This window comes from Achromobacter sp. Bel (assembly GCF_012928505.1).
Classification (GTDB): domain Bacteria; phylum Pseudomonadota; class Gammaproteobacteria; order Burkholderiales; family Burkholderiaceae_B; genus Achromobacter.
Map to the genome: position 1 here is coordinate 1 of NZ_JABBJN010000085.1, position 16,730 is coordinate 16,730.

12 protein-coding genes are annotated in these 16,730 nt (G+C 67.0%); 9 read left to right on the forward strand and 3 right to left on the reverse strand.

Annotated elements, in window-relative coordinates; all coding sequences use genetic code 11:
- Positions 1-558 (forward strand): anti-sigma factor (locus HG262_RS29250; protein WP_169274334.1); only part of this gene is annotated, 558 nt, incomplete at its 5' end.
- 7 nt (positions 559-565) lie between these two features.
- Here the strand turns inward: HG262_RS29250 and HG262_RS29255 are convergent.
- From HG262_RS29255 to atzF, 3 genes are read right to left on the reverse strand one after another with little or no spacing between them, the layout of a single operon-like run.
- Positions 566-1,297: a GntR family transcriptional regulator gene (locus HG262_RS29255; RefSeq protein ID WP_169274335.1), complete on the reverse strand. Its 732-nt coding sequence runs from the start codon at positions 1,295-1,297 to the stop codon at positions 566-568.
- A complete protein-coding gene (uca, locus tag HG262_RS29260) occupies positions 1,294-4,938 on the reverse strand; it encodes an urea carboxylase (RefSeq protein WP_169274336.1) in 3,645 nt (1,214 codons plus the stop codon). Before uca ends, HG262_RS29255 begins: the two co-directional genes overlap by 4 nt.
- Positions 4,939-4,979: 41 nt before the next feature.
- Positions 4,980-6,812 carry an allophanate hydrolase gene (gene atzF, locus HG262_RS29265; RefSeq protein WP_169274337.1) on the reverse strand — a complete coding sequence of 611 codons (1,833 nt, stop codon included), beginning with the start codon at positions 6,810-6,812 and terminating at the stop codon, positions 4,980-4,982.
- Positions 6,813-7,184: 372 nt separating this feature from the next.
- On the opposite strand from atzF, the gene urtA reads away from it, so the two are divergent.
- The 8 genes from urtA to HG262_RS29305 form a co-directional block, all read left to right on the forward strand.
- Positions 7,185-8,438 (forward strand): urea ABC transporter substrate-binding protein, encoded by a 1,254-nt coding sequence (gene urtA / locus HG262_RS29270; RefSeq protein ID WP_169274338.1) that lies wholly within the window; start codon positions 7,185-7,187, stop codon positions 8,436-8,438.
- A gap of 14 nt (positions 8,439-8,452) precedes the next feature.
- The gene (urtB, locus tag HG262_RS29275) at positions 8,453-10,084 is read left to right on the forward strand and encodes an urea ABC transporter permease subunit UrtB (protein ID WP_169274339.1); all 1,632 of its coding nucleotides are present in this window, start codon (positions 8,453-8,455) and stop codon (positions 10,082-10,084) included.
- Entirely contained in the window at positions 10,081-11,208 is a 1,128-nt protein-coding gene (urtC, locus tag HG262_RS29280; RefSeq protein ID WP_169274340.1) for an urea ABC transporter permease subunit UrtC, read from the forward strand. The genes urtB and urtC overlap by 4 nt, the downstream gene beginning before the upstream one ends.
- Complete coding sequence (gene urtD / locus HG262_RS29285; protein ID WP_169274341.1) at positions 11,205-12,044, forward strand: urea ABC transporter ATP-binding protein UrtD; 840 nt, start codon at positions 11,205-11,207, stop codon at positions 12,042-12,044. Before urtC ends, urtD begins: the two co-directional genes overlap by 4 nt.
- A 1-nt stretch (position 12,045) precedes the next feature.
- A complete protein-coding gene (gene urtE / locus HG262_RS29290) occupies positions 12,046-12,744 on the forward strand; it encodes an urea ABC transporter ATP-binding subunit UrtE (RefSeq protein WP_169274342.1) in 699 nt (232 codons plus the stop codon).
- 76 nt (positions 12,745-12,820) lie between these two features.
- Positions 12,821-13,234 carry a DUF2946 domain-containing protein gene (locus tag HG262_RS29295; protein ID WP_169274343.1) on the forward strand — a complete coding sequence of 138 codons (414 nt, stop codon included), beginning with the start codon at positions 12,821-12,823 and terminating at the stop codon, positions 13,232-13,234.
- Between the two features lie 198 nt (positions 13,235-13,432).
- Positions 13,433-15,634, forward strand: a complete 2,202-nt coding sequence (locus HG262_RS29300; RefSeq protein ID WP_169274344.1) for a TonB-dependent receptor — start codon at positions 13,433-13,435, stop codon at positions 15,632-15,634.
- A 20-nt stretch (positions 15,635-15,654) separates the two neighbouring features.
- Positions 15,655-16,730 (forward strand): PepSY domain-containing protein (locus HG262_RS29305; RefSeq protein WP_169274345.1); only part of this gene is annotated, 1,076 nt, incomplete at its 3' end.

The following is a 16,730-nucleotide window of genomic DNA, read 5'->3' on the forward strand; positions in this document are numbered from 1 at the left end:
CCCTGGCGCGCACTGGCGGCCAGCGTGGCGATCGCCGCCGTCAGCGCCAGCGCGGCATGGATCACCCGCGGCGCGATGGACGCGCGCCATCTGCAAACCGTGCTGGCCACCGCGAGCCCGGACCGCGCTGCCGGCGGCTACGCCCAGCGCGCCGCCATCGCCCACGCCGTCTATGCGCCTGACATGGGCCGCCCGGTCGAAGTCAGCGCCGAAAACGAAAAAGGCCTGGTCACCTGGCTGACCAAGCGCATGGGCGCGCCGGTGCGTGCGCCGTCGCTGTCGCAGGCGGGCTATGAACTGGTGGGAGGACGCTTGTTGCCGGGCGGTTCGGGCCCGGTGGCGCAGTTCATGTACGGGGCGGCCGACGGTCAGCGTCTGACCCTTTATGTGACCCGCGAAGCCGCAGGCGGCCAGACCGCCTTCCAATTCACGCAGGAAGGCCCGGTGCGGGTTTTCTATTGGGTCGAAGGACAGTTCGGCTACGCGCTATCGGGCGCCGTCAGCCGGGATGAGCTGCAACGCGTGTCGCAAGAGGTCTATAAGCAGTTGCAGGGGTGAGTGGTCATCACCCCCGCCCGTTTTCCCTGGCCTCGTGCAGCATGTGCAGCGTGATCTTGCGCACCTCGGCCTTGCTCATCTCGATATGCGAACGCAGCATCCGCGCCGCCTCGTCGCCCCGGCGCGCGAGCACCGCGCGCAGGATCGCAGCGTGTTCATCGTAGGTGGCATCCACGCGGAAATCCTTGGTGAAGTCCAGCCGCCGCACAATCCGGATTTTCTCTGTCACGTCTCGGTGGATCTGCGTCATCTCCGGGTTGCCGGCGGCCGCCACCAATGAACAATGGAACGCCTCATCCAGCTGCGCCACCAGCCGGCCGTCCAGAATGCGTTGTGGCGGCGGCACCAGCCACACGTCTTTCAACGCGCCCAGAATGCCGGACTCATCCATGTGTTCGCGCGCACACAGCTTATCCACCGCCGCCTGCTCCAGCACCACGCGTACGTCGTACAGGGCCTCGAAGCGCTCGAAGTCGAACGGCCGCACCTGCCAGCCGCTGCGCGGGCGCGCCAGCACGAAGCCTTCGCGTTCAAGCCGCGCCAGGCCCAGCCGCACCGGCGTACGGCTGACTCCAAGACGCGCCACCAGATCCGCCTCGGTGAAGCGTTCTCCGGGCAGCATGCGGAAGTCGAACAGGTCGTCCTTGATGCGCTGATAGACCTGATCAGCCAGCGACCCGGCAAGCGCTGGCGCCTGCCGGATTGCCGGGCTCACCTGCACGGATTCCAGACGCATCATCCCGCCACGGTGCAGGTCGCGTCTTCCGCCAGCACCACCAGCGGGTCGCCCGCGTTGACCGGTTTGCCCGGCACGCAGCGGATCGCGGTGACGATACCCGAAGACGGCGCGATGACGGATAGCTCCATCTTCATGGCTTCCACCACCACCAACGTGTCGCCCGCCGACACGCTCTGCCCCACCTGGACGGGAATCTTCCAGATGTTGCCGCACATGTCGGCGCTAACCAGGCGTTCGCCATCACGCAACGCCGTCTCGGCTTCCGCTTCCGGTTCGACGGCGGTCTGCTCCGCCATCACATCCTCGGTTTTCCACAAGGCCACTTCGGCGTCGAAGGCGCTCTTCTGGCGCGTCTGGAACACGGAGATGCTGTCCGCCTGCTCGGCCAAAAACTGCTGGTGCGCGGCGAAATCGAACACCTCTTCTTCGATGCGCACCGTGGCGCGGCCTTCGCGGAAGTCTTCGCGGAGCACGTCGAGCTCGGCCTCGGTCACCGGATAGAAGCGCACCTGATCAAAGAAGCGCAGCAGCCACGGCTTGCCGTCCTGGAACACGGGGTTCTTCAGGAATTTGTTCCAGATGGGCAAGGTGCGGCCCACCAGTTGATAGCCGCCGGGCGAGTCCATGCCGTAGATGCACATGTACACGCCGCCGATGCCCACCGTGCCTTCGGCCGTGAAGGTGCGCGCGGGGTTGTACTTGGACGTCAACAGACGATGGCGCGGGTCGATCGGCACCGCGCAGGGCGCGCCCAGATACACATCGCCCAGGCCCATGATCAGGTAGCTGGCGTCAAACACGATGTCGCGCACGTCGTTGCGGCTGGCCAGCCCGTTGATGCGCTGGATGAAGTCCACGTTGTTCGGCAACCAGGGCGCGCTGGCGCGCACGGTTTCTTGATAACGCTGCACGGCACCCAGCGTTGCCGAATCCTCAAACGCCATCGGCAGGTAGACCACACGCGTCGGCACCTTCAGCGTGGCCACATCGGCCAGCCCGGCTTCGATGTCCAGCAGCCGCGCGATCAGCGCGCCTTGCAGAATCTGGCGGCTGTCATAACGGATTTGCAACGAACGCACGCCCGGCGACAGCTCCTGCACGCCCGCGATGGGGTCGGCGTTCAGCGCTTCCATCAGCAAATGGATGCGCATGCGCAGCGCCAGGTCGAGCACGTTGTCGCCGTACTCCAGCAGCAGATAACCGTCACCGGCCTGACGGTAGGACACCGACGGGCGCGAGCCTTGCGCCGGCAGCGCGGCAACAATCGTCTCTGACACCGTCGCCGGCACCGGTGACGGCGGCGTCGCAGTGGGCGCCACGGACGACAAGGCCGCCACGCTTTGGTCCTGCGCGGCTTCCAGCGCCACGGCCTGCGGATAGTCAATGCGCACAAAGCGGATGCGGTCGCCCGGTTTCACCTGGCCCACCTTCCACAACTCGGCGCGCGCAATCGTGACGGGGCAAACAAAGCCGCCCAGGCTGGGGCCGTCGCGCGTCAGAATCACAGGGCTGTCGCCCGTGAAGTTGATGCTGCCAATCGCGTATTCGCAATCGTGGATGTTGGACGGGTGCAAGCCGGCTTCGCCGCCGTTCTCGCGCGCCCAGGTAGGCTTGGGGCCGATCAGTCGCACGCCCAAACGGTTCGAGTTGTAGTGCACTTCCCAGTCCGCCGCGAAGAAAGTCTCGATGGCTTCAGGTTGGAAGAAGTCTGGCGCGCCATGCGGACCGTAGAGCACGCCGATTTCCCAGGTGTTGCCATAGGCGGGAATCAAATCGGCCGGCACGCCTTGCGGCTCCGCCACGGGCGGCGTGGCGATCTGGCCACCCAGCTCCGGGCGCACCACCGGCAGCATGTCTCCCACGCGCAGCGTGCGGCCGGCGTGTCCGCCGAACTGGCCCAAGGCAAAGGTCGAACGGCTGCCCAAATAGACCGGCACGTCCAGGCCGTTGCGCACGGCCAGATAGCTGCGGCACCCCGACAGCGCGCGGCCGGTGGCCAGCACCTGCCCCGACTTCACCGCGATGGGCTGCCACATCGGCACCGGTTCGCCGTCCAGCGTGGCGGCGCATTCAGCGCCCGTCAGCGCCACGATAGCGTCGCCGTGAAAGCGCAGCGTGGGTCCGACGAGCGTGGCTTCGATGCCGGCCGCATCCGGCGCGTTGCCGACGATGCGGTTGGCCACGCGAAACGCGTAGTCATCCATCGGGCCTGAGGGTGGCACGCCGATATCCCAATAGCCGGCGCGCCCCGGGTAATCCTGCACGCTGGTGTAGGTGCCGGCTTCCAGCACTTCGATGGCCGCAGGCCGGTACGCGAAGCTTTCGAGAAAGCGCGTGGACAGCTTGCCCGCGCGGAAACGTTCGTCGTCGACGATCTGGCGCAGGTAATCCAGGTTGGTCGCAATCCCATGCAAGCGGGTGCGCGCCAAGGCGTCCGCCAGCTTGTCCAGCGCGGCGTCGCGCGTGTCGGCATGCACGATCAGCTTGGCCAGCATGGGATCGTAGAACGCGGGCACGTCGGTGCCGGTGGCCACCCAGCCATCGACCCGCACGCCCCCGGGGAAGAACACTTCCGTCAACACGCCCGGCGACGGCTGGAACTGGCGCAGCGGGTCTTCGGCGTACAGGCGCACTTCAATGGAGGCGCCCTGCGGCGCGCGCGACATCGCCTCGATATCGAGTGCTTCGCCCGCCGCCACGCGCAGCATGCATTCCACCAGGTCCAGCCCGGTGACGGCTTCGGTCACCGGGTGCTCCACCTGCAAGCGCGTGTTGACCTCAAGGAAATAGAAGCTGTCGCGCGCGGGGTCGTAGATGAACTCCACGGTGCCCGCCGAGCGGTAGTTCACGGACTCGCCCAGTTGCACGGCGGCCGCCAACAGCGCTGCGCGGGTCGTCGCCGGCAACAAGGGCGCCGGCGTTTCCTCGATGACTTTCTGATTGCGCCGCTGCACCGAGCAATCGCGTTCGCCCAGCGCCAGCACGCGGCCCGCTCCATCGCCAAAAATCTGCACTTCCACGTGCCGCGCGTTATCCACATAGCGTTCAATGAACGCGCCGCCATCCCGGAAAAAATGTTCGCCCATGCGCTGCACGCTGTCGAACGCCACCGTCAGTTCGGCCTCGTTCTCGCAGCGCGACAAGCCGATGCCGCCCCCGCCCGCCGTGCTCTTTAGCATCACCGGGTAGCCGATGCGTTCGGCCTGCGACAGCGCTTCGCCCAGGCTGGCCAACAGGCCGGTGCCGGGCGTCATCGGCACACCCGCTTGCGCCGCCAATTCGCGCGAACGATGCTTCAAACCGAACTCGCGGATCTGCAAGGGCGTGGGGCCGACAAAGGCGATGCCTGCTGCTTCGCAAGCATCCGCAAATTCGGCGCTTTCAGACAGAAAGCCATAGCCAGGATAGATGGCTTGCGCGCCATGCTCGCGCGCGGCGGCCAGCAAAAAGTCCATGCGCAGATAGCTGTCGGCGGCCTTCTCGCCTCCCAGCGCCACGGCCACGTCGGCCTCGCGCACATGCGCGGCATTGCGGTCCGGGTCGGAATACACGGCCACGCTACGGATGCCCAGCCGCTTCAGGGTGCGGATGGCGCGGACGGCGATCTCGCCGCGGTTGGCAATCAGAACGGTATCGAACACGATGCGGCTCCCAGGTGTCATGCGTACAGGGTTATCGGAGATCAGCGGGCAGCACTCAGGCTGCCCAGGTAGGCGCGCCAGCCGCCGAAAGCGGTGATGTCGCGCGCACCGTCCAGGCCACGCGGCTCACAGATGAAGCCCTTGACCAACCGGCCGTCTTCGAGCTCCAGCGTGCCGATGCCCAAAGGCGCGGGAATCTCGGCCACAAACGCGCCGAATGCCGTCACCGGCACATCCCACAGCTCCACTTCAATCGGTGCGCCAGACTCGGACTTGACCAGCCCCGGCTTGGGCGGCGTGGTGTTGGCCAGCGCATACAGGCGGTAGTCATCCGCCGTGCGCGTCCTTTCCACCAACACGGCGTGGCGCGAGGTCAGTTGATGGTTCAGCGGCATGCCGGTCAGGTGCGCACCCACCACCGCTACGCGCACGGTGTCGGCAGGCGGCCTGGCGGCATCCACGCCCACGGGCAACGGCACACCGGTTGCGCCCAGCGGCAGGCCGCGTTGCGCCTGCCACAGGCGTCCAAACTGCGCCAGCGCCCGGTCTTGCCAGGCCAGGCCGATCAGCGTGATTCCCGACGGCAAGCCATCGCTGCGCATGCCCGCCGGCACCGCCAACGCCGACAAGTCCGCCAGGTTGGCAAAGTTGGTGTACACGCCCAGCCGCGAATTCAGCGTGACCGGGTCGTCCTGCAATTGGGCAATGGTGTAGATGGACGGCGACGTCGGCACGACCAGCGCGTCGAACCTCGCCAAGGCTTGATGAATCTGGCGCGTCAGTTCCGCGCGGCGGTACTCGGCCTTGAACGCGTCCACGGCGTTGTAGTTCGCCGCCTGCTCGACGATGCCGCGCACAACAGGGTTGATGACCTCTGGCGTGGCTTTCCACACGGCTTCAACGGCCGCGAAGCGCTCGGCCACCCACGGGCCTTGATACAGCAGCGCGGCCAGTTCATTGAAGGAGGTGAAGTCAATCGCTTCCACGTGCGCACCCGTGTCTTTCAGCGCGCGCACGGCGTCTTCGAACACGGCGGCGGCTTCGGCGTCGCCAAAGAATTCCAGCGTGGCGGGGATTGCGATCCGGGGCGCCGCGGGCCACGGCAGCGATGCGCCGGCCGGCATGGCGCGCGAATACGGGTCGCGCTCGTCAAAGCCGCCCGCGACGTCGGCCACGTGTTCAGCGTCAGCCACCGTCAGCGCAAAGATCGACACGCAATCCAGCGTCCGGCACGCAGGCACCACGCCCGCCGTGCTGAGCCAGCCCTTGGTCGGCTTCAGGCCGACGATGTTGTTGAAACCTGCCGGCACGCGGCCCGAGCCCGCCGTGTCGGTGCCCAGCGAAAATGCCGCGATGCCGCGCGCCACCACCGAGGCCGAGCCCGAGCTGGAGCCACCGCTGACGTACTCGGGGTTGAACGTGTTGGCCACCGCACCGTGCGGCGAACGTGTGCCGACGAGTCCAGTCGCGAACTGATCCAGGTTGGTCTTGCCGACCAGGATGGCGCCGGCCGCGCGCAGCCGCTGCACGACGGTGGCGTCTTCACCCGGCGTGTATGCGAACTCGGGGCAGGCGGCCGTCGTCGGCCAGCCGGCCGCGTCGATGTTGTCCTTGATGGCGAACGGCACGCCATACAGCGGCAAGCGCGCCAGGTCGCCACCCACTGCCTCCAGCATCAGACGCAGCCCTTCCAGCTGTTCGTCCAGCGTGGCGCGGTCAACCCGCTGAATCCAGGCGTTGTCCGCGGGGCCTTCGGGCGGGGCCGCATAGTCGGCCAACAACACCTCGGGCTGCGCGCCGCCTTCACGATAGGCGGCCTGCCATTGCGCAATCGTCCAACCGACGGGGATTTTCTGCGTTGCTGCGGCATTCATGCTGGAATCCTTTCTTGTATACAAGTACGGATACCCAAGCAATCGCCGTGCCATGTTGGCGGGCTTTTTCGCTTTCCCTCTGGAACCCCCGGGGAGCAGTCACCCAACCCCGTTCCCGCCCCATCGCTCCCTCACATCGCCCGCACCGCAAGCGGGCAAGCTGCGCACCTGTTTTGTGCATGCGGCACTGTTTTAAACCGCCACGCCGCCGCGCCCAAACGCCGCACGCCTTCACGTAAACACCCCCTCTTCATACAGCGGCGCGCCATGCCCCGCGGACTTGGCACGGCTTTTGCTTTGAAGTCCTGGTTGTCGGGTGTTGTTCAGATCGTTCCTGCCGGCCAAGCCGGCACATTCCATCCAGGAGTCACCATGAAACGCAGACTAGTCTTGAAGCAACTGACCGCCGTGAGCCTGTTGGCCATGTCCGGGTGGATGCCGCAGGTCCTTGCCGCCGAAGACACCATCAAAATCGGCATCCTGCATTCCCTGTCGGGCACCATGGCCATCTCGGAAACGTCGCTGAAGGACGTTGCGCTGATGACCATCGACGAAATCAACGCCGCAGGCGGCGTGATGGGCAAGAAGCTGGAAGCCGTGGTCGTGGATCCCGCCTCGAACTGGCCGCTGTTCGCCGAAAAGTCGCGCCAGCTGCTGTCGCAGGACAAGGTGGCGGTGGTATTTGGCTGCTGGACGTCAGTGTCGCGCAAGTCGGTGCTGCCGGTGTTCAAGGAACTCAATGGCCTGCTCTTCTACCCCGTGCAGTACGAAGGCGAAGAGCTGGAGAAGAACGTGTTCTACACGGGCGCCGCGCCCAACCAGCAAGCCATCCCCGCCGTGGAATACCTGATGAGCGAAGACGGCGGCGGCGCCAAGCGCTTCGTGCTGCTGGGCACCGACTACGTCTACCCGCGCACCACCAACAAGATCCTGCGCGCCTTCCTGCATTCCAAGGGCGTCAAGGACAGCGACATCGACGAGGTCTACACCCCCTTTGGCCACTCCGACTATCAGACCATCGTGGCCAACATCAAGAAGTTCGCCACGGGCGGCAAGACGGCCGTCATCTCCACCATCAACGGCGACTCGAACGTGCCCTTCTACAAGGAACTGGGCAACGCCGGCCTGAAGGCCACCGACGTGCCGGTCGTGGCGTTCTCGGTGGGCGAAGAAGAACTGCGCGGCGTGGACACCAAGCCGCTGGTCGGCCACCTGGCCGCCTGGAACTACTTCCAGTCCGTCAAGAACCCGGTCAACGAGGAATTCATCAAGAAGTGGAAGGCCTATGCCAAGGCCAAGAACCTGCCCAATGCCGGCACGGTCGTGACCAACGATCCGATGGAGGCCACCTACGTCGGCATCCACATGTGGAAGCAGGCCGTCGAACAGGCCAAGACCACCGACGTGGACAAGGTGATCGCGGCGATGGGCGGCCAGAAGTTCAACGCGCCTGACGGCTACACCATCGAAATGGACAAGACCAACCACCACCTGCACAAGCCGGTCTATATCGGTGAAATCAAGGCGGACGGCCAGTTCAACGTGGTGTGGAAGAGCAAGGGCCCGATCCGCGCCCAACCCTGGAGCCCGTACATCCCGGGCAACGAAAGCAAGCAAGGCCTCTAAGGGAAACAGCAGCCATGCTCATCGCGGCAATCACACGCTTCTTGCGTCGTTCCCTCCTTGCATGGCTGCTTGCCATGCCGCTGCTTGCCGCCCCCGCGGCGGCGGCCGGCGTGGACCCGGCCCTGCTTGCGCCGCTGGCCGGCGACGACACCGACGCCAAGCTGCAAGCGATTGCCGCGTTGGGCCAACTGCCTGACCCCGCCGCCGCCGCGGTCTTGCAGGCGCTGGGCAACGACCAGCTCTACGCGACGGCCGACGGCCGCGTGCTGATCGGCGCGGACGGCACGCAAGCCACCGATCCCGTGACCGGCGCCTCCGTCGACCTACCCGCAGGCAGCGGCACCGTCAGCATCAACAACCGCCTGCGCCGCGCCATCGAGGCCGCGCTGGCGGGATCCCGCCTGTTCTCGGACAAGCCCGACGAACGCCTGGCCGCCGCGCGCCGGCTGCAGCAGACGGGCGACCCCGCGCGCCTGCCGATGCTGGAAAAGGCGCTGGCGTCCGAAAAGAACGAGGCCGTGCGCGACGCGCTGCTGATCGCGCAGGCCAACCTGGAATTGAAGAGCGCCGACCCGACCAAGCGGCGCCATGCCGTGGAATTGCTGGGTGCGACGCGCAATGCCGCCTTCCGCCCGACGCTTGCCGCACTGACGCAGGAACAGGGCGGTGTGTACGCCGAACCCGACGCCGGCGTGCGCGAGGCCGCCGTCAATGCCCTCAAGCAGATCGACCGCCACCTGGCCACGATCGAATGGGCCGGCAACCTGTTCTACGGCATCAGCCTGGGTAGCGTGCTGCTACTGGCCGCGCTGGGTCTGGCCATCACCTTCGGCCTGATGGGCGTCATCAACATGGCGCACGGCGAACTGCTGATGATCGGCGCCTACGTGACCTACCTGGTGCAGACCCTGTTCCGCGCGTGGTTGCCGGGCTGGCTGGACTGGTATGTGGTGGCCGCGCTGCCGCTGGCCTTCGCCGTCACGGCGCTGGTCGGCATGGCGCTTGAACGCACCGTCATCCGCTGGCTCTACGGCCGCCCGCTGGAAACGCTGCTGGCCACCTGGGGCATCAGCCTGATGCTGATGCAGGGCGTGCGCACCCTGTTCGGCGCGCAGAACGTGGAAGTGGGCAATCCCAGCTGGATGTCCGGCGGCATTACGGTGCTGGGCGGACTGGTGCTGACCTACAACCGGCTGGTGATCATCGGCTTCGCGTTCTTCGTGGTGTTCCTGGTTTGGGTGCTGTTGAACCACACGCGGCTGGGCCTGTTCGTGCGGGCCATCACGCAGAACCGGCGCATGGCCGACTGCGTGGGCGTGCCGACCGGACGCGTGGACATGCTGGCCTTCGGCCTGGGTTCGGGCATCGCCGGACTGGCCGGCGTGGCCCTGTCGCAGTTGGGCAACGTAGGCCCCGACCTGGGCCGCGGCTACATCGTCGATTCCTTCATGGTGGTGGTGCTGGGCGGCGTGGGCCAGTTGGCCGGCACCGTCATCGCCGCGATGGGCCTGGGCGGCGTCAACAAATTCCTGGAGCCCTACGCGGGCGCCGTCATGGCGAAGATCACCATCCTGGTGCTCATCGTGCTGTTTGTCCAAAAACGGCCGCAAGGCCTGTTCGCCCCCCGCGGCCGGAGCGTTGAATGAAACAGACCGCGCTGACCGATCTGAACCTGCTGGCCCGACGCCCCCTGTTTTCGGGCCGCGTCTGGACGGCCCTGGCCGTGGCCGTTGCCCTGCTTGCGCTGCTGCCGCTCTTGAACCTCGCGTTCCCGCCGGGCCATGCGCTACACGTGTCGGCCTATGCCGTGGCACTGCTGGGCAAGTTCATGTGCTACGCGATGGCGGCGCTGGCGCTGGACCTGGTGTGGGGCTACGCCGGCATCCTGTCGCTGGGCCACGGCCTGTTCTTCGCGCTGGGCGGCTACGCGCACGGGATGTACCTGATGCGCGCCATCGGCCGCGACGGGGTCTACCAGAGCGATCTGCCCGACTTCATGGTGTTCCTGGACTGGAAAAGCTACCCCTGGTATTGGTCCTTCACCGAACACTTCTGGTACGCCATGCTGCTGGTGGTGCTGGTACCGGGCGTGCTGGCCTTCGTCTTCGGCTACTTCGCCTTCCGTTCGCGCATCAAGGGCGTGTACTTCTCGATCATCACGCAGGCCCTGACCTTCGCCGCGATGCTGCTGTTCTTTCGCAACGACACCGGCTTCGGCGGCAACAACGGTTTCACCGACTTCAAGCGCATCCTGGGCTTCGACATCACCGCGCCCGGCACGCGCGCCGCGCTGTACTGGATCACGCTGGCGGCGCTTGCCGGCGCGCTGGTGCTGGCGCGAATGGTCACGCAATCGAAGCTGGGCCGCGTGCTGACGGCCGTGCGCGATGCCGAAAGCCGGCTGCGCTTCATCGGCTACGACCCGCTGGGTTTCAAGCTCTTCGTATGGACCTTGTCGGCCGTGCTGTGCGGCATCGCGGGCGCCTTGTATGTGCCGCAGGTGGGCATCATCAACCCCAGCGAGATGTCCACGGAGACCTCCATCGAGATGGTCATCTGGGTGGCCACCGGCGGACGCGGCACCTTGATCGGCCCCATCATCGGCGCCGGCGCGGTCAACGGTTTGAAGACCTGGTTCACCAGCGTGCTGCCCGAATACTGGCTGTATGCGCTGGGCCTGATCTTCGTGCTGGTGACGCTGTTCCTGCCTACCGGCATCGTCGGCCTGGCCCGCCGCGTGGCGGCCCGCTTCCAGGAGAACAAGGCATGACCAGCACGCACATCGAATCCGCCGCGCTGGACGGCGGCCCCAGCGGCGACGCCGGCTACGGCCGCGTCAGCCCCAAGGGCCTGGACACCAGCCACGGCGCCATCCTGTACCTGGAAGGCATCACCGTCAGCTTCGACGGTTTCAAGGCGCTGAACGACCTGACGCTGGATATCGGCGTGGGCGAGCTGCGCTGCATCATCGGCCCCAACGGCGCGGGCAAGACCACGATGATGGACGTGATCACCGGAAAAACCCGGCCCACGTCGGGCACCGCCTTCTTCGGCCAGAGCATCGACCTGTCGACCTTGAACGAGGCGCAGATCGCGCATGCCGGCATCGGCCGCAAGTTCCAGCGCCCGACCGTGTTCGAACAGCACACCGTTTTCGAGAATCTGGAACTGGCGATGAAGACGGACAAGCGCGTGCGGCCCACGCTGTTCTCGCGGCTGACGGGCGAACAGGCCGACAAGATCGGCGAGACGCTGGACCTGATCCGGTTGCGGCCCGAAGTCTGGCGGCCGGCGGGCCTGCTGTCGCACGGCCAGAAGCAATGGCTGGAGATCGGCATGCTGCTGATGCAGGAGCCGCAACTGCTGCTGCTGGACGAACCCGTCGCCGGCATGACCGACGCCGAAACCGAACGCACGGGCGAACTCTTGAACGAATTGCGCGGACGGCACTCGCTGATGGTGGTGGAGCACGACATGGATTTCGTCAACCAGATCGCGGGCGACGGCAAGGTGACGGTGCTGCATGAAGGCTCGGTGCTGGCCGAAGGACCGATGAGCAAGGTGCAGGCCGACCCGCGCGTGATCGAAGTCTATCTGGGGCGCTGACATGCTGGACGTAAGCACGATCAACCAATACTACGGCGGCAGCCATACGCTGCGCGGCGTATCGCTGTCGGTGCGCCAGGGCGAATGCCTGGCGCTGCTGGGACGCAATGGCGTGGGCAAGACCACTCTGCTGAAATGCGTGATGGGCGTGCTGCCTGTGGCCAGCGGCAGCATCCTGTTCGACGGCGCCGACATCACCCGCCTGGCGCCGCACCAGCGCGCCGCGCGCGGCATTGCCTATGTGCCGCAAGGCCGCGACATCTTCGCCCGGCTGACCGTGGAAGAGAACATCCTGATGGGCATGGCGACCCAGCCTGCGGCGCGCGCGCGCCGCATCAGGGAAGACGTCTTCGCGTTGTTCCCCGTGCTGAAAAGCATGCTGTCGCGGCGCGGCGGCGACTTGTCCGGCGGGCAGCAGCAACAACTGGCGATCGCGCGGGCGCTGGTGGCCGACCCCAAGCTCATCATCCTGGATGAACCCACCGAAGGCATCCAGCCGTCCATCATCAAGGACATCGCGCGGGTGATCCACATGTTGCGCCAACGCGGCGACATCGCCATCCTGCTGTGCGAACAGTACTTCGACTTCGCCCGGGAACTGGCGGACCAGTTCGTCGTGCTGTCGCGCGGCGAGGTGGTGGCCAGCGGCGACCGCGGCGCCATCGACGGCGAAGACGTGCGGCGGCACCTGTCCGTCTGAGCCTGCGGCAAAATGCCGCAGGCGGGCCGGGATATCGCGTGCAGGCCGCCGATCTGCTCCGATATAATCCGGCACCATGTGCTTCGCTTCCTTCCTGACCCGCCCCACCTTGTGGATCGCGCTTGCCGCGATCCTGTGGGCGTCGTTGGCGCCGTCGCTTGCACATGCCCTGAACCTGTCTCCGGGCGGCCACCACGCCCACCGCATCAGCGTCGACTACTGCGCCAGCGAAGGCGAAGCGCCGTCCACCCTGACGCTGGAAGTGCAGCACGACGGCAGCGACGACACGCAGGCCGACGCCCATGGCGACGGCCATCATTGCCCGCTTTGCCGCAACCCTCAGGCCGATGTGGGCATCTTGCCCGCGCCCGTGCCGGTGGTGCCCGCCCCCGTCGGCCGCGCCATCACCTACCCGCCGCTATTCTTCCTGGCGGCCAATCCCCTCCATGCCTGGAGCGCGGCCCAGCCGCGTGCGCCACCCGCGAACTGACCCGGCGCCGCACGGCCGCCTGATGGCGGAACCTGTCCGCGCCCGCCCGTCTTCGCCGCCGGCATATTGCGCCCGCGCGCTTTGCGCGCCCGGTCGCGTGCCGTCACCCAGACCCTTGCGACCGGCCTTGTGATCCGTGCCGCCCGCCTGCCCCCAGGCGGCGCACGGGGCGCATCGGCCGGCCCCCCGGTTCCAGACATGAAGAAAACGACTCGCTACACCCTGCTGCTGGGCGCGCTTGCCAGCGGCTCCGCCCAGGCCCTGACCACCGAACCCGCCGTGCAGACACTGGCCCCCACCACCGTCTACGGCGCCGGGCAGGCCGACCCCGCCCCCAACGGCCCGATCAACCTGGACGCGCGCGACAGCACCGGCAGCCGTCTGGGACTGACGCTGCGCGAAACCCCGGCCAGCGTCACGGTGATCTCGCGCGAGCAGATCGACGCCCGCGGATCGCTGAACACGCAGGACATCGCGCGCGGCATCCCCGGCGTGGACAACGCTTCGCCCCCCGGCAACGCCGGCGCCGTGAGCTACCGGGGCTTTTCCGGCGGCCAGGTCACGCAATTGTTCAACGGCATTTCGGTGCAGTACGACTCGGTTGCCGGGCGTCCGGTGGACAGCTGGATCTACGATCGCGTCGAGGCCATCGGAGGCCCCTCGACCTTCCTGTTCGGCGCAGGCGCGGTCGGCGGCGCGATCAACTACGTGACCAAGCTGCCCCAGCGCGACACCTTCTACGACGGCCAGTTCCGGCTGGGCTCGTTCGACAGCCGCCAGATCTCCGCGGGATTAAACCAGCAACTGGCTGGCGACCCCGGCGGCCGCGGCCACTACCTGCGTATCGACGCCAATACCGGGTCGAGTCACGGCTGGGTCGACGGCAACCATTCCCGCGCCAGCCAGATCGCGGCCTCGCTGCTGTCCGATCTGGGCGACGACGTGACCCAGACCTTCGCCTTCGAGTACCAGCGCGAACAGGTGGACCGCCCCTATTGGGGCACGCCGCTGAAAACCGGCGCAGGCGGCGTGGTGCAGGGCGCGGGCCGCATCCTGGACGGCACGCGATTCAAGAACTACAACGTCAACGACGGCCTGTACGAACAATCCGTGCTGTGGGCGCGGTCGTTGACCGAATGGCGCGCCGGTTCGAACCTGACATTCAAGAACACGCTCTACTACTACCGCGCCGAACGCGATTTCCGCAATCTGGAAAACTATCGCTTCAATGCCGGCAACAGCCTGGTGTTACGGTCCGGCGCGCTGTTGCAGCGCCACGAGCAAAGCCTGCTGGGCAACCGCGTGGAAGGCGTCGTCCGTTCGACGCTTGCCGGTCTGCCCAGCGACTGGTCGTTCGGCGCCGACATCAGCCAGAACAAGATCACGCGCTATCCCACCAGCCTGCCCGCCCAGGTGGATGCCGTGGACCCCTACGATTTTTCATCCGGCGACTTCTACGACATCCCCGGCATGACGCGTGGCCATTCCGCCGACCGCGACAACCGCATCCGCACGGTCGCGCTGACGTTGGAGAACCGCATCGAAGTGCTGCCCGGCGTGGCGATCGTATCGGCCTTGCGCAAGGACTTCATCGACCTGGACCTGACCAACCGCCGCGCCGTCACGACGGCGTCACCCGCCAGCGCGTCGCGCCGCTACTCGCCCCTGACCGGACGCCTGGGCGTGAACTGGGAGGTCACCCCCGAAGCCTCGCTGTATGCGCAGTACGCCACGGCGGCGGATCCCCCGTCGGGCCTGCTGGCCACCGCGTCGTTCGCCGACGTGCTGAACAACGACAAGCTCACCACGGGCACACAGGCCGAAGTGGGCGGCAAGTTCAATTTCTGGGACGGGCGGGGCTCGGCCACCGTGTCGGTCTATGAAATCAAGCGCAAGAACATGGCAACGTCCGACCCGGACAACCCCGGCGTCAGCGTGCCCGTCGGCGCGCAGTCGGCGCGCGGCATCGAACTGGCCGGTGGCCTGCAACTGACGCCCACGCTTTCCCTGCAAGGCAACGTGGCCTTCGTGGATCCGAAGTACGACGACTTCTCTCAATCGGTGGGCGGCGTCGCGGTCTCGCGCAATGGCAACGTGCCGACCAACACGCCCCGCCGCCTTGCCAACGTGTGGCTGGACTACGCCTTCGTGCCGGACTGGAACGCCAGCCTGGCGGCGCGCTACGTGGGCCGCACCTACGCGGACGCCGCCAACACGGTCTGGGCGCCGTCCTACACCGTGTTCGACGCGGCGCTGTCGCACCGGATCAACCGCAACCTGAACGTGACGGCCCGCGTGCGCAACCTGACCGACAAGGTCTACGCCGCCAACGCGACGCCGACGATGTTCTACCTGGGCGCGCCGCGCTCGGTGGAACTGACGGTACAGGCCCGCTTTTGACCGATCGACATCCAGATGCCATGAGCGCCACCTCGACAAGATCGCCCGCCCGCCCCGTCGGTCCGCCGCTGTCCACCCGCGCCAAGCGCTGGCTGTACCTGATCCACCGCTGGGCCGGCATTGTCCTGTGCCTGTTCTTCGCCATGTGGTTCGTAAGCGGCGTGGTGATGATGTACGTGGGCTATCCCAAGCTGACGCCGCAGGAACGCCTGACGCACCTGGCGCCGCTGGATGCCGCCGCCATCGCCGTCACTCCCGCCCAGGCGCTGGCGGCGGCAGGCGCCGACGTCCACAACGCCACCGGGCTGAGCCTGGCCGCCACCCGGGGAGGCGCGCCGGTCTACTCCGTCGCCGGCGGCATGCGCGAGGCGCCCCGGATCGTGGACGCCGCCACGGGCACCCTGCTGCCGCCTGCCGATGCCGAGGTCGCGCGCGCCGCCGCGATGGCCTGGTTCGGCGGCCGGTACGCCGCGCACTACCAAGGCGCCGTGATGGAAGACGTGTACACGCATTCCGGCGCGCTCAAGCCACACCGGCCGCTGCATCGCGTGGACATGGACGACCCCGACCGGACGCGGCTGTATATCTCGTCGGCGACAGGCGCCGTGGTGCTGGACGCCACGTTCAACGAACGCGTCTGGAATTATGCGGGCGCATGGATCCACTGGCTGTATCCGTTTCGGGGCAACGCACTGGACCCCTGGTGGCACGACATCGTGGTGTGGCTGTCGGTGGCGGGCGTGCTGGTGGCGCTGACGGGCACCGTCGTGGGCCTCCTGCGCTGGCGCTTTTCGCGGCCCTACGCCAGCGGCAGCCGCTCTCCCTACCGCGAACCCATGATGCGCTGGCACCACCTGAGCGGCTTGCTGTTCGCCGCCATCACCATCACGTGGATCTTCAGCGGGCTGATGTCGATGAACCCCTGGAAGCTCTTCACCAGCACGGCTGCGCCCTTGGACCGCGCGGCCTATGCCGGCGCGGCGGCGGGCGGGCCGCTGGCCTCGCCCCAGGCCCTGATCGCCGCCTTGCCCGCCGCGCCGCGCGAACTCGCCTGGACGCGCGCCGCCGGACAGGACGTGGTGCTGGCACGCGAGAT